General features: G+C 38.7%; 22 protein-coding genes. 13 read left to right on the forward strand and 9 right to left on the reverse strand.

Going from position 1 to position 24,716, the window contains the following annotated elements:
* The first annotated feature begins 182 nt into the window (after positions 1-182).
* A complete protein-coding gene (locus ACYVFA_RS21585) occupies positions 183-587 on the forward strand; it encodes a DDE-type integrase/transposase/recombinase (protein ID WP_460473942.1) in 405 nt (134 codons plus the stop codon).
* 62 nt (positions 588-649) lie between these two features.
* Here ACYVFA_RS21585 and ACYVFA_RS21590 read toward each other — a convergent pair whose 3' ends face one another.
* From ACYVFA_RS21590 to ACYVFA_RS21600, 3 genes are all read right to left on the reverse strand, one after another.
* Entirely contained in the window at positions 650-1,162 is a 513-nt protein-coding gene (locus ACYVFA_RS21590) for a photosynthetic reaction center cytochrome c subunit family protein (protein ID WP_460473943.1), read from the reverse strand.
* Positions 1,163-1,241: 79 nt separating this feature from the next.
* A complete protein-coding gene (locus tag ACYVFA_RS21595; protein ID WP_460473944.1) occupies positions 1,242-2,123 on the reverse strand; it encodes a dienelactone hydrolase family protein in 882 nt (293 codons plus the stop codon).
* A 77-nt stretch (positions 2,124-2,200) separates the two neighbouring features.
* Positions 2,201-2,659, reverse strand: coding sequence for a hypothetical protein (locus ACYVFA_RS21600; protein ID WP_460473945.1), 459 nt, complete (start codon positions 2,657-2,659; stop codon positions 2,201-2,203).
* 645 nt (positions 2,660-3,304) lie between these two features.
* Between ACYVFA_RS21600 and ACYVFA_RS21605 the strand changes: the two genes are divergently transcribed.
* The 9 genes from ACYVFA_RS21605 to ACYVFA_RS21645 all read left to right on the forward strand — a co-directional run bounded on the left by ACYVFA_RS21605 (position 3,305) and on the right by ACYVFA_RS21645 (position 13,551).
* Complete coding sequence (locus ACYVFA_RS21605) at positions 3,305-4,783, forward strand: peptide MFS transporter (protein WP_460473946.1); 1,479 nt, start codon at positions 3,305-3,307, stop codon at positions 4,781-4,783.
* A 101-nt stretch (positions 4,784-4,884) separates the two neighbouring features.
* Positions 4,885-5,661 (forward strand): PASTA domain-containing protein, encoded by a 777-nt coding sequence (locus tag ACYVFA_RS21610; RefSeq protein ID WP_460473947.1) that lies wholly within the window; start codon positions 4,885-4,887, stop codon positions 5,659-5,661.
* 45 nt (positions 5,662-5,706) lie between these two features.
* The gene (locus ACYVFA_RS21615) at positions 5,707-7,524 is read left to right on the forward strand and encodes a T9SS type A sorting domain-containing protein (protein ID WP_460473948.1); all 1,818 of its coding nucleotides are present in this window, start codon (positions 5,707-5,709) and stop codon (positions 7,522-7,524) included.
* 42 nt (positions 7,525-7,566) lie between these two features.
* Positions 7,567-7,878 carry a rhodanese-like domain-containing protein gene (locus tag ACYVFA_RS21620; protein ID WP_460473949.1) on the forward strand — a complete coding sequence of 104 codons (312 nt, stop codon included), beginning with the start codon at positions 7,567-7,569 and terminating at the stop codon, positions 7,876-7,878.
* Between the two features lie 4 nt (positions 7,879-7,882).
* A complete protein-coding gene (locus ACYVFA_RS21625) occupies positions 7,883-8,353 on the forward strand; it encodes an NADH-quinone oxidoreductase subunit A (protein WP_460473950.1) in 471 nt (156 codons plus the stop codon).
* Complete coding sequence (locus ACYVFA_RS21630; RefSeq protein WP_130021207.1) at positions 8,350-8,859, forward strand: NADH-quinone oxidoreductase subunit B; 510 nt, start codon at positions 8,350-8,352, stop codon at positions 8,857-8,859. Before ACYVFA_RS21625 ends, ACYVFA_RS21630 begins: the two co-directional genes overlap by 4 nt.
* 136 nt (positions 8,860-8,995) lie before the next feature.
* Positions 8,996-10,156 (forward strand): hypothetical protein, encoded by a 1,161-nt coding sequence (locus ACYVFA_RS21635; RefSeq protein ID WP_460473951.1) that lies wholly within the window; start codon positions 8,996-8,998, stop codon positions 10,154-10,156.
* A 214-nt stretch (positions 10,157-10,370) separates the two neighbouring features.
* Positions 10,371-12,584, forward strand: a complete 2,214-nt coding sequence (locus ACYVFA_RS21640; RefSeq protein ID WP_460473952.1) for a TonB-dependent receptor — start codon at positions 10,371-10,373, stop codon at positions 12,582-12,584.
* A 94-nt stretch (positions 12,585-12,678) separates the two neighbouring features.
* On the forward strand, positions 12,679-13,551 hold the full coding sequence (locus ACYVFA_RS21645; RefSeq protein ID WP_460473953.1) for a glycoside hydrolase family 16 protein: 873 nt from the start codon (positions 12,679-12,681) through the stop codon (positions 13,549-13,551).
* A gap of 98 nt (positions 13,552-13,649) precedes the next feature.
* Here the strand turns inward: ACYVFA_RS21645 and rodA are convergent, their stop codons facing one another.
* Positions 13,650-14,924, reverse strand: a complete 1,275-nt coding sequence (gene rodA, locus ACYVFA_RS21650) for a putative peptidoglycan glycosyltransferase FtsW/RodA (RefSeq protein WP_460473954.1) — start codon at positions 14,922-14,924, stop codon at positions 13,650-13,652.
* A 1-nt stretch (position 14,925) separates the two neighbouring features.
* Positions 14,926-16,905 carry a penicillin-binding transpeptidase domain-containing protein gene (locus ACYVFA_RS21655; RefSeq protein WP_460473955.1) on the reverse strand — a complete coding sequence of 660 codons (1,980 nt, stop codon included), beginning with the start codon at positions 16,903-16,905 and terminating at the stop codon, positions 14,926-14,928.
* Positions 16,906-17,115: 210 nt separating this feature from the next.
* On the opposite strand from ACYVFA_RS21655, the gene tsaE reads away from it, so the two are divergent.
* The 3 genes from tsaE to ACYVFA_RS21670 all read left to right on the forward strand — a co-directional run bounded on the left by tsaE (position 17,116) and on the right by ACYVFA_RS21670 (position 19,433).
* The gene (gene tsaE / locus ACYVFA_RS21660) at positions 17,116-17,520 is read left to right on the forward strand and encodes a tRNA (adenosine(37)-N6)-threonylcarbamoyltransferase complex ATPase subunit type 1 TsaE (RefSeq protein WP_460473956.1); all 405 of its coding nucleotides are present in this window, start codon (positions 17,116-17,118) and stop codon (positions 17,518-17,520) included.
* A 129-nt stretch (positions 17,521-17,649) separates the two neighbouring features.
* A complete protein-coding gene (locus ACYVFA_RS21665) occupies positions 17,650-18,870 on the forward strand; it encodes an alanine dehydrogenase (RefSeq protein WP_460473957.1) in 1,221 nt (406 codons plus the stop codon).
* A gap of 158 nt (positions 18,871-19,028) precedes the next feature.
* Positions 19,029-19,433 carry a hypothetical protein gene (locus tag ACYVFA_RS21670; protein WP_460473958.1) on the forward strand — a complete coding sequence of 135 codons (405 nt, stop codon included), beginning with the start codon at positions 19,029-19,031 and terminating at the stop codon, positions 19,431-19,433.
* Between the two features lie 5 nt (positions 19,434-19,438).
* On the opposite strand, the gene panC is transcribed toward ACYVFA_RS21670, so the two are convergent.
* The 4 genes from panC to ACYVFA_RS21690 all read right to left on the reverse strand — a co-directional run bounded on the left by panC (position 19,439) and on the right by ACYVFA_RS21690 (position 24,706).
* Positions 19,439-20,281, reverse strand: a complete 843-nt coding sequence (gene panC, locus ACYVFA_RS21675) for a 4-phosphopantoate--beta-alanine ligase (protein ID WP_460473959.1) — start codon at positions 20,279-20,281, stop codon at positions 19,439-19,441.
* Positions 20,282-20,346: 65 nt separating this feature from the next.
* Positions 20,347-20,748: a response regulator gene (locus ACYVFA_RS21680; protein WP_460473960.1), complete on the reverse strand. Its 402-nt coding sequence runs from the start codon at positions 20,746-20,748 to the stop codon at positions 20,347-20,349.
* Positions 20,723-24,268 (reverse strand): PAS domain S-box protein, encoded by a 3,546-nt coding sequence (locus ACYVFA_RS21685; protein WP_460473961.1) that lies wholly within the window; start codon positions 24,266-24,268, stop codon positions 20,723-20,725. Before ACYVFA_RS21685 ends, ACYVFA_RS21680 begins: the two co-directional genes overlap by 26 nt.
* Positions 24,269-24,706 carry a response regulator gene (locus ACYVFA_RS21690; protein ID WP_460473962.1) on the reverse strand — a complete coding sequence of 146 codons (438 nt, stop codon included), beginning with the start codon at positions 24,704-24,706 and terminating at the stop codon, positions 24,269-24,271.
* Positions 24,707-24,716: the final 10 nt, after the last annotated feature.

Consider the following 24,716-nt stretch of genomic DNA (forward strand, 5'->3'; position numbering starts at 1 on the left):
ATGAAAGCTTGACAGGCTTATGTAGATTGCTTGGGATTACGAGACAGGTTTATTACCGTTCGATTCATATTAACACACGTACAAGAAAGTTAATTGACAAAGTACTAGGTATGGTTCGGGATATTCGTCTTCAAATTCCTCGAATCGGAACCAGGAAGTTATTTTATCTATTGTTGGACAAATTGAAACCCCTCAAGGTTGGAAGAGATAGATTATTTTCTATTCTGAAAGCTAACAATTTACTAATCAAGCCCAAAAGGAGTTATCACATCACAACGGATTCTCATCATCGTTTAAAAAAACATAAGAATTTAATTGAAAATGTAACGCCAGATAGGCCGGAGCAGATATGGGTTTCTGATATAACCTATATTGGTAACAGAACGAATCCTATGTATTTATCATTGGTGACGGATGCCTATTCGAAAAAGATTGTTGGGTATCATGTTGCCAATACTTTAGAAACAAAAGCATTCATAGAAGCTTTAAAGATGGCAATAAAAAATAGAACTTATAGAAAAGTAAGTTTACACATCACTCCGATAGAAGGTTTCAATATTGCAGTGAAGACTATCAGGAAATTTTAACTAAAAACTCTGTCTGGTCCTAAATAAGAGATACAACTATTCAGAACCAGACATATTTAAAATTAATTTCTCGGACGAGGTCTTGCTCCATTACCTTCTACTTTCGGACCATCGTGCGGAGGTTCTTTCATTTCGTTATGGCATGAAATACAACCCATTACTACCGGTTGACGGAATGTTTTCAGATTAGCTAATATCTCTCTGTTCAATTGATTGGTCATATCAAACATTTCGCGGGTTTGCAGATAATGACGAGGTTTTTCAGAAGCAAAATTGTTCATATCATGGCAGAACTTACAGGTTACGCCTAGTGCATGTCCCCAGCTATTCATGATGCTCAATACCTGCTCTGCCGATTTCCCTTTCAACACCTTGATATTCTTGAAAACCGAATCAGCCGCCATATTTTCTTTACCTCTGATTGAATCTTTATACATATTGATGTATTTCTCACGATCAGCCATTAAAGTATCTTTCCATACGATGGAGTTATTGTCTTTTTTAGAGGTAGAACTGATAGAAACGAACGAAGAAATGCCAATAATGATAAATAAAACCGGAATCAGTAATTTCATAGATGTAAATAATATTTAGAGTCGTAGTTTAAGAACGGCCGAAATTTAGTTAAAAATCCAGTATTTAACAGGCGCTGAATTAAAATTTCTTTTTCAGATAGGCTAATGACATCGCATAAGCTTCTTTAGCTCCGGCTTCATCATATTTCGGATTACTAGGATTGGCAAAGCCATGAACACCTGGAAAAATCTTGTAAGTCAGCTTTTTCCCGGCAGTTTTCATGTTGGTATCAAATTCTTCAATCACTTCTTTTGAGATACGCGTTTCTGTGGCAAATAAGCCTAATACATCCCCATTAAGTTTTTTCAACTGCTCAACATCGCGTACAGGCATACCATAATACATTACTGTACCAACAGTTTGAGGACCACCCAATAAGCCTGAACGCAAAGACCACCCACCACCAAAACACCAACCTACGTTAGCAATTTTAGCATTTTTGCCTGCATATTCCATACCGCCTTTCACGATATTCTCCAAACGGGTTTCATTCACGCCTGACATCAATTTACCGGCATCCTGCGGAGTACTTGCTACTTGACCATCATACATATCCAATGCCAATACATTCACATTTTCGCCTAGGTCTTTATAATAAGTATCCGATTGGCGTTTAATATAATCGTTCAATCCCCACCATTCCTGATACACAAATAGCCATTTATTGCTATTACCTTTGGCCTTAATAAAATAGCCTTTGGCATCCTTTCCATCTAGTGTTTTAAATGTAATATCTTGTCCAACTGCATCATAGTTCAACGGTAGCGGTGCCGGGTGTAATGCCTGAAAGGCAGGGTCAAGCGCAAATTGTTTCATACCATCTTTTTCAGGCTCTGAACCAGGCACAGAATGACAGACAGTGATTGCAGAAGCAGGAATTGCTTCTTCTGTTTTAATTACCGGAAACAACGCCCAGATACTCAATAAGAATACCTGAAACGTAATAATTGATTTAATCATTGCTAGAATTTATGGTTAAGTTTGATTACTCTATAATAACAGTTGAAATGGTATTTTGTTAAGTAAAAATCATTTACTTAAATCTGCCCATAGCTTTTTATTTTCGGACTATTCTCATCAAAAATCTCATAAATATCGGCTTCACTTTCTATCTTTATCCATTTATTTTCACTGCTATTAAGACAGAATTTTGTCGGCTTTATTAGAAACTTTCTTGACATGGCAAAATCAAAAAAGTACATTAAAAAATGGACTATTTCCTCCTTTTTCCCTTCTATATATCCTGTACAATGTAATATTTTACTAGTGTATATCAATAATTCCCATTGAAGTTCCCATTCACTTGACCTTCGTATCGCCCAGTTGTCAGGTTCAGCCACAAGACTAACTTCATAATTGCCCATACTCTTTCTTGCATAACAGATATGTAAAAAACTATCTATCTCCATTTCAAAACCCTCTCTTAAAAGTAAGTCTACTATTGTCCGCCATTTTGAATTATCAAAAAAGATCTCGAATTCAGATTCATGCCTCATACTTTAAAAACTTAACTTTTGGTTATAGTTAACGTGCTTAACTATAGATATTAACAATAAATCACACCAATATACGAAAACTCTAAACTATTATTGATGGGGATTTAATAAAGTAGACAATCTACTATTCTGAGCAGACATTTTAGGGATGATTTCTGTAACAATAGCCTATTCAACAGTATAGAGGAACAAAAAACAAGCCCCGCTAAAAGCGGGGCCTTTCTATTTTTATTCTAAGCAAAATTAAACCTTAAAACATAATATTTTATTCAACATAGACCCGTGTATCCAACAACACAGCCGCTGTCACTATCAATCTCTTACCTATAAAAGCTAATGTGATTAGGGGTTCTGATGAAGTGATACAAAAATAAGAATAATACAAATGCGAAACAAGGAATATCAGCGAAATTTCGCTATAATTTTTCAAACGTATTGAGAATGAATTTTCCTTTAATTTAAGACAAGATTTTAACTCATCTTCTCTACACATTTCTTCGCTTTTTTGACCTAAAATGTCGGCACAATTGAAGTTTTTTGGTTACAAATAGATGTATTTTTCTAAAATATGCGTTATTTACGGTAAAATTCTGATTATTAAAGTCAAAATTCCCTTATTACGATTCATCTTTAACTCTAAACCTAATGAGCGACAAAACATTATTTGGACACCCGAGGGGGCTGTTTGTATTATCTTTTACCGAAATGTGGGAGCGTTTTTCCTATTATGGAATGCGCGCCATCTTGCTACTATTTTTATTAGACAAAACCAGCGGCGGCATGGGGCTGAAAGAAGGAGAAGGCGGCGCTACCTATGGTCTATACACTTTTTCGGTTTATTTATTAGCATTACCCGGCGGTTGGTTGGCAGATAACGTTTTAGGGCAACGCAAAGCCATTTGGTATGGCGGCATCATCATTATGCTAGGGCATATAGTACTAGCATTTCCGTCTACCCAGCCCGTTTTCTTTTTAGGTTTAGCGATGGTGGCTATCGGCACCGGATTATTAAAACCCAATATCAGTTCAATAGTTAGTGAATTATACCCTGCAGGTGGTGCCGTGCGCGATGCAGCCTTCTCTATCTTCTATATGGGTATCAATCTGGGTTCTTTCCTGGGGATTACGATTGTAGGATACTTGGGACAAAAAGTAGGTTGGCATTATGGTTTTGGAGCAGCGGCAGTAGCCATGTTCTTTGGCCTAATCATTTATCGCTTTTTTGCGGCACCTTATCTGCAAGAGAAAGGAATGTATCCAAAGGCTGGTAAATCAAAAAACACTGATAATGTTTCTATCAAAGTACAACCGCTTTCATGGGTTTTGTTGGGCGCCTTAATTGTATTTCTTTTGGTGATGCAGTTTAACGGCACATTCAGCTGGGATACCAAGAAGAGTACGGCCACCTCAATGGGTGTTATCTGTGTGGCAGTCGTATTAGTCTATTTCGCTAATCTCCTATTTGCATCGGGTTTGACCAAAATCGAAATGAAACGCGTAGTCATTCTTTTCATTCTTTTTTGGGGAGCAGTATTATTCTGGGCTGGTTTTGAACAGCAGGGCTCTTCTTTACAAATCTTTGCCGACCGTCACTCTGAACTTCCTTTTGGTATGCCTTCAAGCTGGTTTCAGAATTTCAATGCCTTCTTCATTCTGCTTTTTGCACCGGTAGTAGGTGGCATCTGGGTATTTCTTGAAAGACGTAAGGCTAATCCGCCATTATTAGTAAAATTTGCCATTGCCCTATTCCTGGTGGCATTAGGCTATTATATCATGGTAATGGGGGCTAAGGTAGCAGTTCAGGGCTTAAAAGCCTCAGCTTTGGTACTTACTTTTACCTATGTTTTCCATACTTTAGGCGAATTATGTTTAAGTCCGGTGGGTTTAAGTGCCTATACTAAACTGGCTCCTAAGCAATTCTTAAGTCAGCTGATGGGTGTATGGTTTGTGGCTACGGCTTTGGGTAATCTGGTAGCAGGTCTATTTGCCGGAGGTTTCGACGAAGAAAACGTGCAACAAATGCCGGATATGTTTATGAGTATCGTTTGGTTCTGTCTGGCTGTAGGTGCTATTATACTAGTATTGCAGAAGCCACTGAAAGAGTGGACAGGCGGCATAAAATAAAATTCTTTGTATTTTCCAATAAATCCCTTTTTTTTGCATTGATTCTATAACAAAGTGACTGTTTCGCTTTGTTATAGAATTCAGAATGCAAACCTATTCAAATGGCAAAATTTAGTACAAGCTCACGAGCAGATATTTTCACGCATATTGGTATCATCCTGGCTATCTTTTTGATACTTTTCTTTAGTTTCTTCTTTTTGTACCTTCCCTGGAGTACAAATCATGGGCAATCTATTACAGTTCCCGAACTGAAAGGAATGTCATTAGAAGAAATGGAAAAAGCATTGGATGATCGTGACCTTGATTATGAAGTGAGCGACTGTACATTTGTGGCAGGTGCAAGACCACTTACCATCCTTACGCAGTTCCCCAAAGCAGGTTCAAGTGTAAAAGAAGGTCGTAAAGTCTATCTGACGATAGTATCTGAAACGGCTCCGATGGTAAAAATGCCTGATATCCTTCGTCGCTCGGTGTCAAGTGCAAAAAATCAGCTATTAAGTAATGGTCTGGTAGCAGGAGATATAGAATACATTGCTGCGCTAGAAGAAAATTCAATCATGAAAATAAAAGTTGATGGTCGTGAAATAACTCCAGGCTCAGCCGTTCCTAAAGGTTCAAAAGTAACCTTGGTTGTAGGAGATGGCTTAGGCGACCAGATGATTGAAGTACCAAATCTGATAGGTATGGCATCGGATGAAGCTGAAATACTGGTTTCAGGTCAAAACCTTTCTATCTCTATCCATTATGTGGGTGCAGTAGACGGTTCTGCTGACGGAACAATTGTGCGCCAAAGACCTGCGGCATCAGGAAATAAAATCCGTGCCGGAGACGTTATCGATGTAGATGTGGCGGGTACAGACCCGAATGCACCTAATTGATACTAACCATAGAATCCAAACAACGTGCAAAAGATTTATTTTTATATGCATATCTTTTCAGACAACAGACCTGTAAGCATTTGCAGGTCTGTTATTTTATTGCTGCTGATTTCTCTACAAACGGCTTATAGCCAAACAGTTCAGATACCTTTTTTTGATGATTTCTCCACCACTATAGGTCCTAACCCAGATTCTAAATTGTGGATAAACGGAGGCACCAGTATCAATAATACGTTCCCGCTCAATCAGCCGAGCAAAAATGTAGCCACTTTCGACGGGCGAAATGCTGTAGGTTTGCCTTATGATTATACCAATCAACTGGCTTATGGCCTAACAGATTCATTGACCTCACGACCAATCAATTTATCAATCTATAAACCTGCCGATTCCCTATACTTAAGTTTTTTCTGGGAGGCCAAAGGCCTGGGAGAATTGCCGGACAATGATGATACCCTGATGGTTTCGTTTCTCACCAGAAGTGGTGACTGGAAAACAGTCTGGAAACAGAATGGGGTAAGAAGTGATGTTTTTGAGCAAGACCTGATTGCTATTAAGGATACGTCTTTTTTTCATGCCAATTTCCAGTTCCGTTTTGCAACCAAAGGCCGACAATCCGGTGCTTTTGATACCTGGCATGTAGATTATGTATACCTGAATAAAAACCGGAATATCCGCGATATTTATACAAAAGATATAGCTGCAACCAGAATTACCTCGTCTTATCTTAAACGCTATACGGCAATGCCGATGCGGCAGTTTATGGTAAACCCTACTGCCGAAGTAAGAGATACCTTAAGAGCCGAACTATTCAATTTACAGGCAGATGCCAACTTCCCTGAATATTCCTGGAAAATACAGGATATAGTATCCGGTCGGGTTTATTATGATGCATCCGGTACTTCTTTCGGAAATTTACCTCCTCGTCTGACAGGTTCACGTCAATTGGTTTTTCCAACGATTACCAACTTTTCTTCGGCCAAAGCTATCCTGAAATTCCAGTTTACTGTAAAGACACTCGATGCCGTACAGCCCAACTTGCCCGGCTATAATCTTGCCTTAAATGATTCAGTTTCAACGCACACAATTCTGGACGATTATTATGCCTATGATGATGGGACAGCAGAAATAGGCGCAGATTTTGATCAGGCGCTAGGTAAAGTGGCTATTCAGTATATCTTGAGCAAGCCTGATAGCATCGGTGCTGTCATGATGAATTTCAGCCCTTATTTTAATAACCCATTTACTAAAGATACCGCAAAAATTGGTAAGCAGTATTTTATACTACAAATTTTAGAGAGTGCAAAAGGTAAACCCGGAAAAGTTTTACATCAGGAATCAGGAGATAGTGTATTTGTAGTTTATGGCAAAACGCCTAATTACTTTAATCTCTATAAATTAAAGCAAAATGTAGCCATAAAGGATACATTTTATGTAGCCTGGACCAAAGTAACACAGGAAGTAATTGCAGTTGGAGTAGATAAAAATACACCTCAGTTTGCTGATAAGATATTCTATAATGATGGAACCAACTGGATACAAAATACTTCGCTGAAAGGCAGCCTGATGGTTCGGCCCATAATAGCAACTAAGGCCTCAGGCGGTGGTAGTGGAAGTGTTTTGTCTACCGAAGAACCTTTCGGAGAACCCCTGGTGGTTTATCCAAACCCAACCTCAGGCGTGCTCAGATGGAACGTAACAGGTATTAAGCAAATCAGGATTTTTGATATGGTGGGCAGAGAGGTTTTATCCAGAAAAGTAGAAGGAAATGAATTGAATATCGGAAATCTCACAACTGGTACTTATCTTGTGAACTTTTCTGATGGCAGAAAGAATTTAAATCGTAAGATTGTGGTTGTAGATTAATACATGCCCTTATTATTTAATACATCCAAAACTGATATACTAATGGAGAAAAATTATGACATTACGGCCGAGCAACTAAAAGAAATGCTCGATAGCGAACAACCGATTAATCTGATTGATGTACGTGAAGATTATGAATATGAAGATGATAATCTGGGCGCAAAACTGATCCCATTAGGTGAATTACCTGATAGAATAGACGAGCTCGAAGAATTGAAAGGACAACCTATCTATTTACATTGCCGTAGTGGTGCGCGTAGCGGCAGAGCAAAAGAGTTTTTAATCTCTAAAGGCTTTGAAGATGTACACAATGTTTTAGGAGGTATTCTAGCCTACCGCGAATTAGAAAATTAATCTTATGTTATCCGACTTCGGTATAGTCTTACTGGCACTTATTTTTGCCGCCGTAGCCCTGATGCTGGTCTTTGGCATTTCGTGGCTATTGCGACCTAAAAAACCAACTGTAGAAAAACTTACTACCTACGAATCAGGAGAAGACCCCATTGGTAATGCCAATATCCGGTTCAATATCCGCTTCTATGTGGTGGCTCTTGTCTTCATTCTGTTTGATGTGGAACTGGTTTTCCTGTTTCCCTGGGCTACTGTATTTGGTAGCAAGGAGTTCATCGAACAAACTAACGGACAATGGGGTTGGTTTACACTGGTTGAAATGATAATATTCATTGTGGTACTGGCTCTGGGCTTAGCTTATGTATGGGCCAAAGGCCATCTCGAATGGGTAAAACCTGAAATAAAAGCCTCGAAATTCAAAAGTAAGATTCCGATGAGTATGTATGAGAATGTGAATAAAAAGTACGAAGAAAAATGAATTTCGACTCACTTGAAAAGGATGTACATATAAAGACGGGTGAAAGTGAGGTAATTCTTACTTCGCTCGACGAAATGGCCAACTGGGCAAGAGCCAATTCTATCTGGCCGATGGGCTTTGGTCTGGCTTGCTGCGCTATTGAAATGATGGCTACTTTCGCCTCTTCGTATGACCTTGAGCGTTTCGGTGTTTTCCCGAGAAACTCCCCTCGTCAATCAGATTTAATGATTATTTCAGGCACTGTTACCTTTAAAATGGCCGACAGAATCAGCCGTTTGTATGAACAAATGCCAGACCCGAAATATGTAATTTCCATGGGCAGTTGCTCTAATTGCGGGGGTCCTTATTGGGAACATGGATATCATGTAGTAAAAGGGGTTGATAGAATCATTCCGGTAGATGTATATGTACCCGGCTGCCCTCCTCGTCCAGAAGCCTTGATTGGAGGCATTTTAAAGCTACAAGAGAAAATCAAAACCCAGAAGCTCGCTGATTTGAAAAACTAAAAACAAAACATACAATCAGAAAGCGTGCTGTATTTTATACATCGCGCTTTTTGTTTTAATTTCTACCCTCAACAAAACATTTAGAAAAATAGTATATTGCGAAGTATTTCCGAACACTATACCTTTTGATGTCTTCATGAGAACTATTATTTATGCTATAACCATTGGCACAATCTGTTTCCTTGCATCCTGTTCTAAAAGCGGCACCAAAGCCCTCGAAAAAGGGAATTTTTACGATGCAGTCATGCAGTCGACTGAGAAATTGAAAAAGGATACAGATAACAGCAAAGCTGCCGCCGTATTGCCAGAAGCTTACCGAAATGCTCAAAACGAATTCCTGAGAGATATTGACCGCGCCAGAAATGCCAATCAACAATTCAGATGGGAAGCCGTATTAGACTATTATTCAAAACTAAATAATATGCAGAATGCCATCGATAAATGTATGGCCTGTCGTAGATTAGTTAACCCACAGAGTTATTTCAGAGAAGAAGACGAAGCCCGTGAAAATGCCGCTGCTGAACGCTATGCTCTAGGCAATGATTTAATGAAGTCTCGCCCGGGTACATTACCAAGCCGTGAATCGGCAAGAGCGGCTTATAGCCATTTTGAGCGTATTGCCTCTTTTGCACCAAACTTTAAAGATGTACAAAATCGTCTGGAAGACGCGCTGAATGCAGGCTCTTATCATGTAGTGCTTGAGCAACCTAAAATCAATTCTCGCCTTTATCAATACAGCAATGAGTATTTTCAGGGAAAAATAGATGAATTTCTTCGTACCAACAGACGCATGAATAAATTTGTCAGATTCTATTCCCCACAAGAAGCGAAGTCTGTTAAACTCAACCCTGACCAGATTGTGAGACTGGAATTCATAGATTTTGTAGTAGGCGAAACCAATGTAACCAATGACCGCCTGACTGTGATAAGCAAAGACAGCGTAAAAACAGGTGAAGCCACTGTGAACGGCAAAAAAGTGCCTGTCTATGGAAAAGTTCAGGCAAGAATCGTTCGTTCGCATAAAGCCGTTCGTTCACGGGGTATCCTATCATTAGAGATATTCGATTATCAGACCAACAAGGTTCTTTCAAGAGAAGAAATTCCTGGCGAATTTACATGGGTAAACGACTGGCTTACCTATAATGGCGATGAAAGAGCACTAAGTACGGCAGATAGAGCACTGGCACAACGCCGCGAAGAACTTCCACCTGCACCTCAACAATTATTCATTGAGTTTACCAAACCCATTTACGACCAGGTTACGAGCCGAATCAAGCGTTTCTACGATAGATATTAAGCCAACCAGATATTAATACTATTTAAAGCCACCTCGCACAAGGTGGCTTTTTTATTTGCTTTCCATGATATTCTTAAGTAATTCTTAGCAATTTAGCCATCTCAATATTATATTTTTAGGTTAACCTAAAAATATATTTAGTAATATTTTGAAATTTAATTTTATCATTCTAATTTTGAATCGTCCAAATAAGACACAATTAAATTAGGGCAATATGAGAAGATTATTTATTACTATTATTTATATAACCATTTACGGATTATTACCTGCACTTGCAGGAGAAATTAAGGGGACGATTGTCTCTAAAGATAAGTCCGTTAGTTTTGCAAGTGTCTTTATTGCCAATACCACTATTGGTACACAAGCCAATGAAGAAGGCAAATTTGTCATTGTCAATGCACCAAATGGCTCGCAAACGCTCAAGATTACAAGTATAGGCTATAAAACCAAAATGGTAAGTGTGCATGTTTCAGCAGAAAAAACCAGCAACTTATTGATTGAAATTGAAGAAGAAAATGCGCAATTGAATGAAGTAGTGGTGACAGGTACAATGAAAGAAACAACCATCAACGAATCACCTGCCCCTATTCAGATATTGAATCCCACCTTTTTCAGAAAGAATCCTACACCAAATCTTTTTGAGTCACTTTCGATGGTAAATGGTGTTCGTCCCCAATTGAATTGTAATGTATGTAGCACGGGGGATATTCATATCAACGGTATGGAAGGCCCCTATACAATGGTATTGATTGATGGAATGCCCATTGTGTCAGCTCTTTCAACCGTTTATGGATTAAGTGGTATCCCAAACTCAATGGTAGAGCGGATCGAAGTCATGAAAGGCCCCGCCTCCACCCTCTATGGCTCCGAAGCAGTTGGAGGCTTGATTAATGTCATTACCAAAAACCCTACTAAAGCCCCGAAATTCAACTTCGACTGGAATACAACTTCCTATCTTGAAAATAACTTTGATGCCAGTGTAAAAGCCAAAATCGGCAATGCCAGTGCCTTATTCTCAGGTAATTACTTTGTATTTGGCAATAGAGTAGATATTAACCACGATAATTTTACGGATGTTACCTTGCAAAACAGAGTATCTTTATTCAATAAATGGTCGTTCCAGCGCCCGCAAAATCGTGTATTTAATCTGGCAGCACGCTATGTATACGAAGATCGTTTCGGTGGAGAAATGCAATGGCAACGCCGCAATCGCGGAGGTGATGAGGTATACGGTGAATCTATTTTTACCAAGCGCTGGGAGCTACTAGGTAATTATCAATTGCCATTCGAAACTGAGAAAGTTACAATTAACTTCTCCATCAATCAGCATGATCAGAATTCTGTGTATGGTGTTACCAGATATTTAGCTGTGCAAAGAATCGCTTTCGGACAATTGCTATGGGATAAAAAACTGGCTAAAAACCATGATGCACTTTTAGGTGCTACCATCCGCAATACCTATTATGATGATAATACCCCAATTACTCAAACAATTGACCTAAAAAATACGCCTGACCGCATCTGGTTACCAGGTGTATTTGTACAAGACGAAATCAGTGCAGGCACTAAAAACAAGTTCTTACTAGGCTTGCGTTACGATTATAATTCTAAACATGGCGGCATCTTTACCCCGCGTTTCAACTGGAAATTTTCACCGGACAAAGACAATATCTTCCGTTTCAGCCTAGGAAATGGGTATCGGGTAGTCAATCTTTTCTCCGAAGACCATGCGGCCTTAACAGGTGCCAGAAAGGTAGTTATCAAAAGTGCTTTAAAGCCTGAGAAATCGTATAATGCCAATCTGGACTATCAGAAGTTCTTTACGTTCTCCAAAGGCTATGGCAATATTCAGTTTAATGCTTTTTATACGTACTTCTCTAATAAAATACTAGCTGATTACGACCAGGATCCAGAGTTAGTGGTGTATGATAACCTGAAAGGATACGGTATTTCTAAAGGTATCGCTTTTAACAGTGAGCTTGCCTTTACCTCCGGCTTAAAGGCTTTTATCGGGGGTACCTTAATGGAAGTTTATCGTGTAGAAAGCAATGAAATCCGAATCAATCAGATTCAAACACCTAATTTTACAGGTAATTATGCCATAAGCTATTCATTTGAAAAAGCTCAGTTAAGTTTTGATTTAACAGGAAATGTGTATAGCCCAATGCGTTTGCCCGTAGTACGTGAATATGGCGATACCCGTCCTGAATATTCGCCATGGTTTGGGATTCATAATATTCAGACTACAAAGCGTTTTAAAAACGGATTGCAAATTTATGGTGGCTTAAAGAACTTCACCAATTTCCTGCCGAAATACCCGATTTTCAGAGCCGATGCACCATTCAGTGAGCAGTTTGACCCAAGCTATAATTACGCCCCAATGCAACGTATCAGAGGCTTTATTGGCGCACGATTGAATATCTTTTAAGCTGAATTGGTTACTGCCTATATTATTTATGAATAGAATTGTTTTTTCTAAAGAAAAGGTGAGAACTTTACTTAAAACTCACCTTTCAATCTTTATGAAAAAACTCACAATGGTAGCATTAGCATTGCTATCTTATCTGCACACAAATGCACAAAAATCCAATCCTTTTGAGCCTGACTTTTCCATACCTGCAGCAATAGCAGGTATGAAACTAATCTGGAACGACGAATTTAATACCAATGGCAAACCTGACCCACAAAACTGGCGCTACGAAAACGGCTTTGTCAGAAATCAGGAAACACAATGGTACCAAGCAGATAATGCGACTTGTAAAGACGGCGTTCTACTGATTGAAGGTAGAAAAGAAGCCATCAAAAACCCTAAATATGTAGCAGGAAGCACCGATTGGCGCACTAACCGTGAATATTCTGAATATACCTCAAGCAGCATTCAAACCAGAGGATTTAAACAATTCCAGTTCGGACGCCTGGAAGTACGCGCCCGTATTGACACAGCAATGGGTTCATGGCCTGCCATTTGGACATTAGGTATAAGCAAACCTTGGCCATCGAATGGCGAAATCGACATTATGGAGTTTTATCGGGTAAAAGGTATACCCACCATCTTGGCTAATACAGCATGGGGAACAGAAACTCCCTACAAAGCCAAGTGGGACGACCAGAAAATACCCTTGGAATACTTTTTAGCCAAAGACAAAGATTGGCCTAAGAAATTCCATGTGTGGCGAATGGATTGGACTAAAGATTCTATCAATCTCTATTTAGATGATGAATTACTCAATACAACAGCCATCAGCGAAACCAATAACCCCGATGGAAGTAATGGCTTCTTGCAGGGACATTATCTATTATTGAACCTGGCCTTAGGTGGTATAAACGGTGGGAAACCAGTCAATAATCTGATAAAATATGAAGTTGACTATGCAAGAATCTATCAGCCAGAATAAATTTTCAAAAAAGCATAAACCCTTAAAATGAAAAAGGTACGCACCAAATACGTACCTTTTGTTTTCTCCATTTTCCGTTCTCCAATAATTCCAATCAGTTATACCTTATAACTCCTATGAGCATCTAATTTCAGAAAGATAAATAACAAAATAGTAAACGACCAAAGCGACGAACCACCATAACTCAGGAATGGCAACGGAATACCGATTACAGGCATCAGACCAATGGTCATACCAATATTTACCAATAGGTGGAAAAACAGAATGGAGGCCACGCAATAGCCATAAATACGGGCAAATTTGCTTCGCTGCTTTTCTGCCAGATTAATAATCCTGTTGAGTAGAGCCGCAAAGATTAATATCACAATCAAACTTCCAAGAAAGCCCCACTCCTCACCTACTGTACAAAAAATAAAGTCAGTCGATTGCTCAGGTACAAAGTCAAATTTGGTTTGCGTTCCCTGCAAATAACCTTTCCCAATTGCACCCCCAGAACTAATGGCAATTCTTGATTGTGTCACATTCCAACCTGCCCCTAATGGGTCAGAGTCAGGATTTACAAGAACTTGAATACGCTTTTGTTGGTGTGGTTGTAATACTTTATTGATAAAAAAGTCAGTACCAAATACAAACACTGAGGCAATCACAAATACAGCAATAAGCCTGAACATATTCTGTTGCGTTCGCTCATAACGTTTCAGAAACACATACCAGAACAATCCACAAAGGACCAGAATACCGGCAATGATATATAGCTTAGGGAAGAAGAGCGTAAAGACAAATAAAATGGCTAATGAGATACCCAAAGCCGGATAAATACCAGGTAAACCCTCTCTATAAAATACCGCAACAAAAGCTGCAAAAGTTAGAGCAGAACCCGTTTCTTTTTGAAGGATGATAATAACTGGGGGTAAAAACACCATAACTCCAGCCACAAAAGCATCACGGAATCTGGAAATATTTACGTTCTGTGTACTTAAATACCTGGCCAGCGCCAAGGCAGTAAATACTTTGGAAAACTCCGCAGGCTGAAATGAAAACGTTCCCACCTTAATCCACGATCGAGAACCTTTAATCTCGGTGGCGGCGAATATCGTTCCTATCAGCACTAGTATAATGATTCCATAAAATATATAGGCAAACGAATCATAGACCTTATAATCTACAAACAGGATTATTAGAATCAATAAAAACGAGGCGCAGATAAATATCAGCTGTCTACCCGCATTGTGCGAAAGCGATACAATCTCAATCGGATTCTCCGGATTATACACTGCCGCATAAATATTCAACCAGCCAAAAAATACCAGGGCCGCGTAGAGCCATACGGTTGTCCAGTCAATTCCTTCTCTAATATCAATGTCACGTGCCATATTACTTGGTGCTTTTTGCTGCGATAAGTTTTTCTTTTGGTGTTATAAATTCTGCTTTTACTGATTTCGGTGCATCTTTCTGCGGACTTTCTGGCACTTTGGCTGGTTTAGCAGGCTCTGTAGGTTTATTCACAGGTGGTTCATATCCTTTTGCAGCCATTGCTTCCACTGTTTTAATACTTGTATTCATTATCCTTTCTTTCAATGCTAATCGCTCTACTTTGCGCTTCAGATATTTCTCAATCATGAGCGTAGCAATAGGTGCCGCATAAGTTCCGCCAAAACCTGCATTCTGTACCATTACGGCAATCGCAATTTTCGGATTCTCACGAGGCGCAAAAGCAATAAATATCGAATTATCTTTCCCGTGTTTATTTTGTGAAGTACCTGTTTTGCCACAAATTGCAATGCCTTCTACAATTCCGGCACCGCCACCCACTGTACCACGCTCAACAGCATCCTGCATCCCGCCCACAATCGATTCAAAATGGATTGGGTTAATATCTGTCTGATGAACTTCTTTCAATGACTCATTGATCCCATGCGAATTTTGTCCAATGCCTTTTACCAAATGTGGGGTAATCCAATAGCCTCTGTTTGCAATGGTTGCGGCCAGATTTGCCATTTTCAACATATTGATAGAAACCTCTCCTTCACCAATACTTAACGAATAAATATTAGAGAACTTCCACTGTTGTTTACCGTAGCGTTTGTCATAATATTTCACACTAGGCAGTAAACCTGCTGATTCTGAGGGTAAGTCGATTCCCAGTTTTTGCCCATATCCAAATTTAGCAGTCATTTCATGCCATTTAGTAAGCATAATAGGCGCTTCTTTGAATGGATTGGTCTCACTTCCCATAGACATCGTCTTGCGGAAAACATTATAAAAATAAGGATTACACGAGAATCGAACCGCATTATGTAAATCATTCGGCGCTCCAGGATGGCTATGGCATTTTACAGGTGCGCCTCCCAGAGGAAAAGCCGTTGATGGCTCAATTGCGCCCATTTCCAAGGCCACTAAAGCCTGAACCAATTTGAAAGTAGAACCCGGCCGAAAGAAGCCCGTTGCTACGCGGTCATTCAATGGTTTATCAGGATTTTTATAAAGCTCTTTAAAATTCTTGGCAAACTGTTTACCCGATAATGCATTAGGGTCATAGTAAGGATATGAGCCCATCGCCAGAATCTCTCCAGTTTTAGGTTCAATCGCTACAGCACAGCCTGTTTTCCCTTGAAAAAGGCTATCGGCTAATTGTTGTACTTCTACATCAACTGTTGTAAAAAGGTTTTTTCCAATTACTGCCAAAGTATCATATTCTCCACTGGCATAAGAGCCTTTGTTCTCGCCCTTTACATTCATCATCGAAAACTTCACCCCTCTTCTACCCCGCAACTCCATTTCGTATTGTTTCTCCAGGCCTGTAATGCCTATATAATCACCACTCCTATAATACTCAACTGTCTGTGCCTCGTACGCTTTTTTACTGATTTCTCCGATATAACCCAAGGCATTAGCCATCGTTCGGGCTGGATAAGTACGAAAAAACGATAATTCAAAATTAAAGCCCGGAAAATGCACCATCGCATCCGATACCCGCGCATAATCTTCCTTCGATAATTGTCTTAAAAACAAAGAAGCTCTATTGCGTGAATAAGTTTTGGCAACATTCATGGTACTATCGAAATAACCTTTGGTTATCCCGAACAGGCTGCAAAACATGGTTGTGTCTATTTCCTTAACCTTGTAAGGCGTTACATACATATCATAAACATCCACATTAGCAACCAGCAATTTGCCATTGCGGTCGTATATCTGTCCTCTCAAAGGAATCTGAACTTCTTTTTTGATAGCATTTGTAGAACCGACCGTATGATAACGGTCATCAATCACTTGCAGATACAGCAGCCGCAGGAGGTAAACTCCGCAAACAATAAAAAAAAAGCTTAGGATAATCTGTTTACGATCCTGGAACATAGATTAAAATAGACAAAAAAGGATAATACGAAGGTAGGTTTTGCTGCCACATCTTTCGTCTAACAAAGTTCTTGAAAAAACAAGACAAAAACATAATTCTAGCAAAGAAAAAGAGGATTTTTTTTACGAAATTTATTTATTGGATGGAGATTGGAAATATTCTAAGGATTTATGCGATTTTTGCAATAGAATCAGAAAAATGGACGAAAAATGATTTATAATCTCAAAGATTTAGAAGAGATTGCGAAGAAAATTATCAGGCAGGCAGAGGATAAAACTATCTGGATATTTGCCGGAGAAATGGGTGCCGGCAAAACTACTTTAATTAAAGCCCTATGTAAAGAATTAGGTGTATTAAGTGCGGTGCAAAGCCCGACTTTCTCGATTGTGAATGAATATCTGACAACTGACGGGGAAACTATTTATCATTTTGATTTTTATCGTTTGAAACGTGAATCTGAAGCGCTCGACTTCGGAATTGAGGAATATTTTGATTCAGGCAATATTTGTCTTCTCGAATGGGCAGAAAAAATAGAATCTCTTTTGCCTGAAAATTGTTATACGATTCAAATAGAAGTTATTGACCAAAATAGCCGAAATTTGACTTTAAATTAATCCAAAGCTTAGCAACTGTTTGGGTTAAATTTTATGAATCAAAATGAGCGGTGCGCTGCTGAGCTTATTTTGATTCATAAAAGATTAACTCAAAAGTTTCTAATCAATTACCATAAAAGTTACTAACCTATGACAGGTCAATCTGTTTCTGAATTAGCACATAGTCAATCTGTACTTTATCCCCAAGAGTCTCCGGCAATGGTAAAAAAAGGTAAAAAAAGCCTTTTTATCGGTTTGCCAAAAGAAGTTTCTCTGCAAGAAAGCCGGATTGCCCTAACGCCCGAAGCGGTGAGTTTACTGGTACGGAATGGGCACGAAGTAACGATTGAAAAAGGAGCCGGAGACGGTGCCAAGTTTTCGGACAATGATTATAGCGAAGCCGGAGCAAAGTTGGTTTATACACCCGAAGAAGTTTTTGAAGCCGATGTGATTCTGAAAGTAGAGCCATTGGTAGAAAAAGAAATCGGTTATTTGAAAAACGACCAGACAGTTATTTCAACGCTTAATGTACCGAATCTTGATAGAAAATATTTTGAAAGGCTTAATGAGAAAAGAACCACGGGTATTGCATTTGAATTAATACAGGATAAAGTTGGCGGCCTCCCAATTATCAGAGCCATGAGTGAGATAGCTGGAAATACCGTTATGCTTGTAGCCGCCGAATTATTAAGCAGTGTGCATAATGGGAGAGGAATTATATTAGGTGGAATTACAGGGGTCCCTCCTACCAAAGTAGTGATTTTAGGTGCTGGAACTGTAGGTGAATATGCCGCCAGAGCCGCCCATGCCTTAGGAGCTGAAATAAAGGTTTTCGACCAGCATATTTATCGTCTGCAACGCATCAAATATACGATCGGGCAGCAGATTTACACCTCGATTATTGATTCCGAAACACTTTCGAAAGAGTTGGAAAGAGCAGATGTAGTGATTGGTGCTATGCGAGCAGAAGATGGACTAACGCCTATGGTTGTAACAGAGGAGATGGTCTCACGTATGAAGAAAAACTCAATCATCATTGATGTGTCTATCGACCAGGGAGGTTGTTTTGAAACCTCTGAAATGACGACGCATAAACAACCTACATTCCAGAAATATGGTGTAACACACTATTGTGTACCCAATATTGCTTCTCGCGTGGCACATACAGCAAGTATCGCCCTAAGCAATGTATTTGCACCCTTTTTATTAAAAACCGGCACAATTGGCGGCATTGAGGAAATGATTTTTGCCAAACAATGGTTTACTAAAGGAGTCTATTGTTATAAAGGTAGCTTAACCAACCTCCCAATAGCTCAAAGATTTAATTTAAGATATAAAGATTTAGGCCTGCTGATTGCAGCGAGGATGTAAAAACAGTGAATTTTGACTTAGTGAATAATTGTGCCGCATAGCGTACCATTGTGTACATCGTGGCAATTAAAGAAAGGCTACAAAACAATTATTCACTAATTCACCATTCGCTAATTCGCAATTAAAACAATCACCAATTCACTCAATTCTTAAAACACATGATCAATCATTCAAACGAAAATACAATTTTAGATGATGCTAATTCTCCGGAATTAGATAAGAAAATAATGGGTCGGGTATCGGAAGATTTCGTAATAGTGGCCGACCACCTGAAAGAAGCCTCTTATCAGATTCGCAAACGTGGGTTTTCTGAAAATCCGATTTTTGTAGTTACTAAAACACCTGTGGAAGTAGGACAATTATTATTCAGCCGTACAGATTTCAGCACCAAATTTGACTACAAAGCTTCTTTTCTGGACGAATTTGTTCAACGACAGTTGATTGGTGAAGAATCTATAGAATTATTCAAAGAAAACTATAAGAATCCTGAAGAATACTGCTGCCTTTTTGTGATTGAAAATGAATTTGCGGGATTCATTTTTGTACCATTCCCTGAAGATTAATTTTCTCAGAAAACTATATTATCAATCAGCCTTACACCGCCTAAAAACGCTGCAATACATATAGCTGTTTTGCCGGATTTGTTTGCTTGGCTTATGGGATTTAACGTATCAAAATCTGCGATTTCAAGGTACTCCAGCTCAAATTCAGGATAGTTTTTGAAGTATTCAGCAGCAAAAGCCTGTGTATCAGCAGAAGATTTTCCGATTTGCAATTTCTCTTTGGCTAATATTAACAATTGATGAATATGTGGTGCTAAAGCACGATCTGCAGCAGATAACCTCATATTGCGTGATGACATAGCCAATCCATCAGCTTCGCGCAGAGTTGGACAAGGGACAATTTTCAGGTCAAAACTTAAGTCACTCACCATCTGACGTATAACTGCTACTTGTTGCAGGTCTTTCAAGCCGAAATAGGCATGGTCCGGTTTTACAATATGAAAGAGCTTTGAAACAACAATTCCAACCCCATTGAAATGCCCCGGACGGAATTTTCCTTCCATCACCGTTTCAAGCGTATCAAAATCAAATTTGAGCTTGGGTAGAGCCGGATACATCTCTTCGGCAGAAGGTGCAAAAACCACATCACATTTTGCAGCGGCCAGCATTTCACTGTCTTTGTCTAATGTCCTTGGGTATTTTTTCAAATCCTCCGGATTATTGAATTGTGTGGGATTGACAAAAATACTACAAACCGTCAGGTCATTTTCCTTTTTTGATGTTTCAATCAAAGAAATATGTCCGTTATGCAAAGCACCCATAGTGGGTACAAAACCAATAGTTTTCCCTGCTTTTTGTTGAATCTTGAGATAATATTGTGTTTCTTCGATGGTGTAGAAAATCTGCATTCTGCTTTTGGATTATCAAGGCTTTGGCCTGATTCTGGTTATTTGCTCCAAATTTAGCAAATTCATTATTTCTTTACTAACATCTTCAACAAGTCGGCTGTAATAGGTTTGGCTATATAACCTATAATAATGGGATACTGCTTGGCCTTTTCTTTATCCACCGGATTAGCTGAAGACGAAAGAATTACCACTTTAGTATCAGGAAATTGCGGCAAAAGATTGTTTACAAACTCATCCAGAAATTCCCAGCCGTTCATAATTGGCATATTTAAATCCAGAAAAATCAATCCCGGATAATCCGCCTTCATATCTGCAGAATCATTCAGCAAATTGTTGTAATATTCCAAAGCTTCCTTGCCGCTCATAGCTGTTACTACTTCTTTGGCAAAAGAGGCTTTTTCAGTCACCATTTTAATGAGCATCAATGTAGTTACGTCGTCATCAATGCAAAGTAGTTTTTTTATCATTGCGTAATTTAAATTTTAGAATGAATTTGGTTCCAACATCAACTGTACTTTCAACATCTATGCTTCCTCCGAGGCTTTCGAGTTGTGACCTGATTAAATATAACCCCATTCCTTTGCTATTGGGTCTGTCATGGAATTTCTGATATAAACCAAATATTTTTTCTCTATGTCTTTCTAAATCTACCCCGATACCATTGTCCTCAAAAGTCAATATAGCAAATTCTCCTTTATATATTGTGCTTACCCATATACCAAGTGGCCTTGAATAAGATCTGTACTTGATGGCATTCGTCAATAAATTGAGCAGGATGCTTTCCAGATAAGTTTCATTAAAAACTACTGAAGGCGCACTTTCAAAATCTGTGATTATTCTTGCCTCTGATTCCACTACCAGATTTTCGACCTGTGTAATGACTTGATTCATGATTCGCTCGAATGATATATGCTTCTGCTCAATTGAATCACTATCTCTGATGATAAGAATTTTCACCAGATCATTAATAGTATCATTTAACAAGTGTGTCGAAGTTCTGAATCCCTGAATAATCTGACTTAATATCGGATTTTCAATCGGTATATCGTCAATAATATTCAGTAGCCCAATCAAATTAGATAATGGCGCTTTAAAATTATGGGAGGTAATATATGAGAAATGCCGTAGGTCTTCATTACTGTTATTTAATTCTTTTATTAACTGTTCTGTTTCAATCTCCCTGTTTTTTCGTTCGGTTATATCTCTCTGGATGGCGATCCAATGAGTATAATGACCTGTGCTGTCAGACATTGGTGAAATAGAAATATTTACCCAGAACTCCTCACCATTCTTTTTATAGTTTATTAATTCTAACTCGCAATGCTCCCAATTGTTTAGTGCAGCTCTCAATTTATCTAATTCTTCTCTGCTTGTATTTTTGCCTCGCAGCAATCGTGGAGTTTTGCCCAATACCTCTTCACGGCTATACCCTGTCATTTTTGTAAAAGAATCATTCACGTAAACTATCACAGGGCCTGGCTCACCAATTGGTTCGGCATCAGTTATCAACACTGCATCAGTTGCATTTGTAATTACTGACTCCAGCAACTTCAATCGATTTTCTTCTTCTTTCTGGCGTGTGATATCCTGCATGGCTCCAATAATTCTGACTGGATTATGGTCACCATCTACAATAATAAACCCTCTATCCAATACATATTTATATGAACCATCAGCACATCTGAATCGATACTCCACCTGAATATTTGGTTGTCGTTTTTCGAAAATTTCATTGAGGGTATCAGTTACTTTTCTCAGATCTTCTGGATGTATAATTCTCTTCCACCAATCCTGTACATTATTGACCTCTAAGTAGTCTGATGAATATCCAAAAACTTTATTAATACCTTTATTATAGATGATTTTATCTTTGATGATATCCAGATCCCAGATAGTATCACTTGTGGCTTTCATCACAATATCATATCGCTCATTTGATTGTTTTACTTTCTCACTTGCTTCTCTGTTTTCAAGCAATACTCCTACCAGATTAGCAGCACGTTCAATAAAACTGATTTCATGTGGTTTAGGTGATTTCTTGCCAGAATAATATGTGGCAAAGCTACCGATTACCTCTCCGTCACTCCTTTTAATAGGTATCGACCAACAAGCATTAAAATAATGCTCTTTGGCCAGATAGCGAAAACTATTCCAGAGTGAGTCATTTGTAATATCTGTTACAATTACAGGTTTGGCCAGATACATGGCCGTTCCACAAGAACCTACTGCCGGGCCGATTTCCAATCCATCAATACTCATTATGTATTTAACCGGAAGCGCATCTCCTGCTAAATGATGCATGGTTTTTCCATCCTTCAATTGCACAATTGAACACAATGAGTCAGGAATTAAATCTTCTATATCATCTATCAGTTTTTCTAAAATAATGTCTAAAGAAATCCCTTCGGTGGCATTCAGGGCATATATTCCCTTTTCAATAGCCAGAATGGTCTCCTGATATTTTCGGGTTGTGATGTCCTGCATCGCTCCTAAAATCCTGATAGGCTCATTGTTTTCATAGATGATAAATGCCCTGTCATTCACGTATGCATATTCGCCATCGGCTTTAAGGAAGCGGTACTCAGAGGAACACTGGTTTTTTGAATGGTCAAGAGCATCAGCAAGCATTTGAGTAGCCCGCTTTTTATCTTCCGGATGCAAATGATTTTCCCAGAAATTCATATCCAGGTATTCGTTGACAAAAGGATACCCGAAAAGTTTCTGATAGCCATTACCCGATATAAAGGTTCTTTTGGTTCTCAAATCACAATCCCAAACGGCATCGCTTGTAGCCTGCGCCACGGCTTCATAACGTTCATTGGTTTGTTTAAGCTTTGTTTCGTATTCTATTCGCTTTCCTATATCTCTCGAATTCGTCACAATGCCTTCAATAGCAGGATCATTGAGCATATTAGTAATGGTTGTTTCTAACCATACCAGTTTACCATTGCCATGCCTGAAACGGTAAGGAGCTATGCTAACACTCTTATGATAATTAAGTCCGTTAGTAGTTTTTTGCATACGCTCTATATCATCCTTATGAATATAATCGTACACATTCCGATAGAGCAATTCGGCGGGCTCATAACCCATAATAGTTTCGTGGTTAGGGCTTATATATCTGAAATTGCCATTTCTATCTATAATGGTCATTAAATCTGCTCCATCTTGCACCAAAGCTCTGAATCGCTGTTCACTTATTTTGAGTGCGTTTTCAACTTCCAGTTTTTCAGTTATATCAGTCGCTAATATCAAACGAGCTTTCTTGCCAGCAAACTCAATCAGATTTCCTTCAATTTCTACATAAATCTGTTCTCCGTTTTTCTTCAGATGTCGCCAGATTTTCCTACTACCTTTTCCGTGATTCCTGATTTCATGAATCGCCTCTATCACTTCCGGAATATTCTCTTTCGGGCGAATCTGTAAAATATTCATTTTCAGAAATTCCTCCTTCGAATAACCATAATGCTCGATAGCTGCCTGATTGACATCTAAAAATTGTAAGGTATTGATTTCATAGACCCACATAGAAACGGGATTCAGATGAAAAAGTTCTTTATACTTTTTCTCTGATTCCCTCATTGATATATTTATCTTGCGCCGTTCAATACTATAAAGGGTACTTTTGGTAAGCAAAGATGCATTCAACTCGTCTTTCAAGAGATAATCTGCTATACCCAACGATAAGCTTCTGACACCAAAGTCTTTATCTGCATAGCCTGTGAGCACTATAACGGGTATCTCATCAGCAATACCCAATGCTTCCTTCACAAGCATTTCCCCACTCCCATCAGGCAGAGTAAGGTCAAGCAAAATTACGTCAAAAACAATGCCCGTCAGCAGTTTTGCTTTCATCTCAACTAATGTTCTGACATGGTAAATACAATGCGGAAACGCTTCTTCTGATAGATATTCTTCTATCAGAAAATAGTCTCCGGCATTATCTTCTACTACCAGAATATTGAGTTGTTTCGTAAATACTGTCATTTAATTCATGAGGGCTTTAGGCAAAGTAACAATCGACACCCAGAAATTTTCAATAGAGGTAACAACTTTCAGAAAATCGCTGACATCGATGGGTTTTGTAATATAACAGTTTACATAGTTTTTATAGGATTGAAAAATATCTTTTTCGGATGAAGAAGTAGTAAGCATAATAACCGGTATATGCTTAATATTTTCATTCGATTTTACTGCAACTAATACTTCATGCCCGTTCATTTTAGGCAGATTTACATCTAATAATATCAAATCTGGTGTTGGGGCAGATATATAATTTCCTTTTTTCTCTAAAAACTGCATTGCTTCCCAACCATCTCGTACTGTACTCAGTTCGTTGGCAATTCTGCTTTCCTGTAATGCTTCTGTAGTCAGAAAAATATCACCTTCATTGTCTTCAACTAATAATATATGTATAGGTTCCATAAATATACAA

The organism is Emticicia fontis, assembly GCF_054779675.1.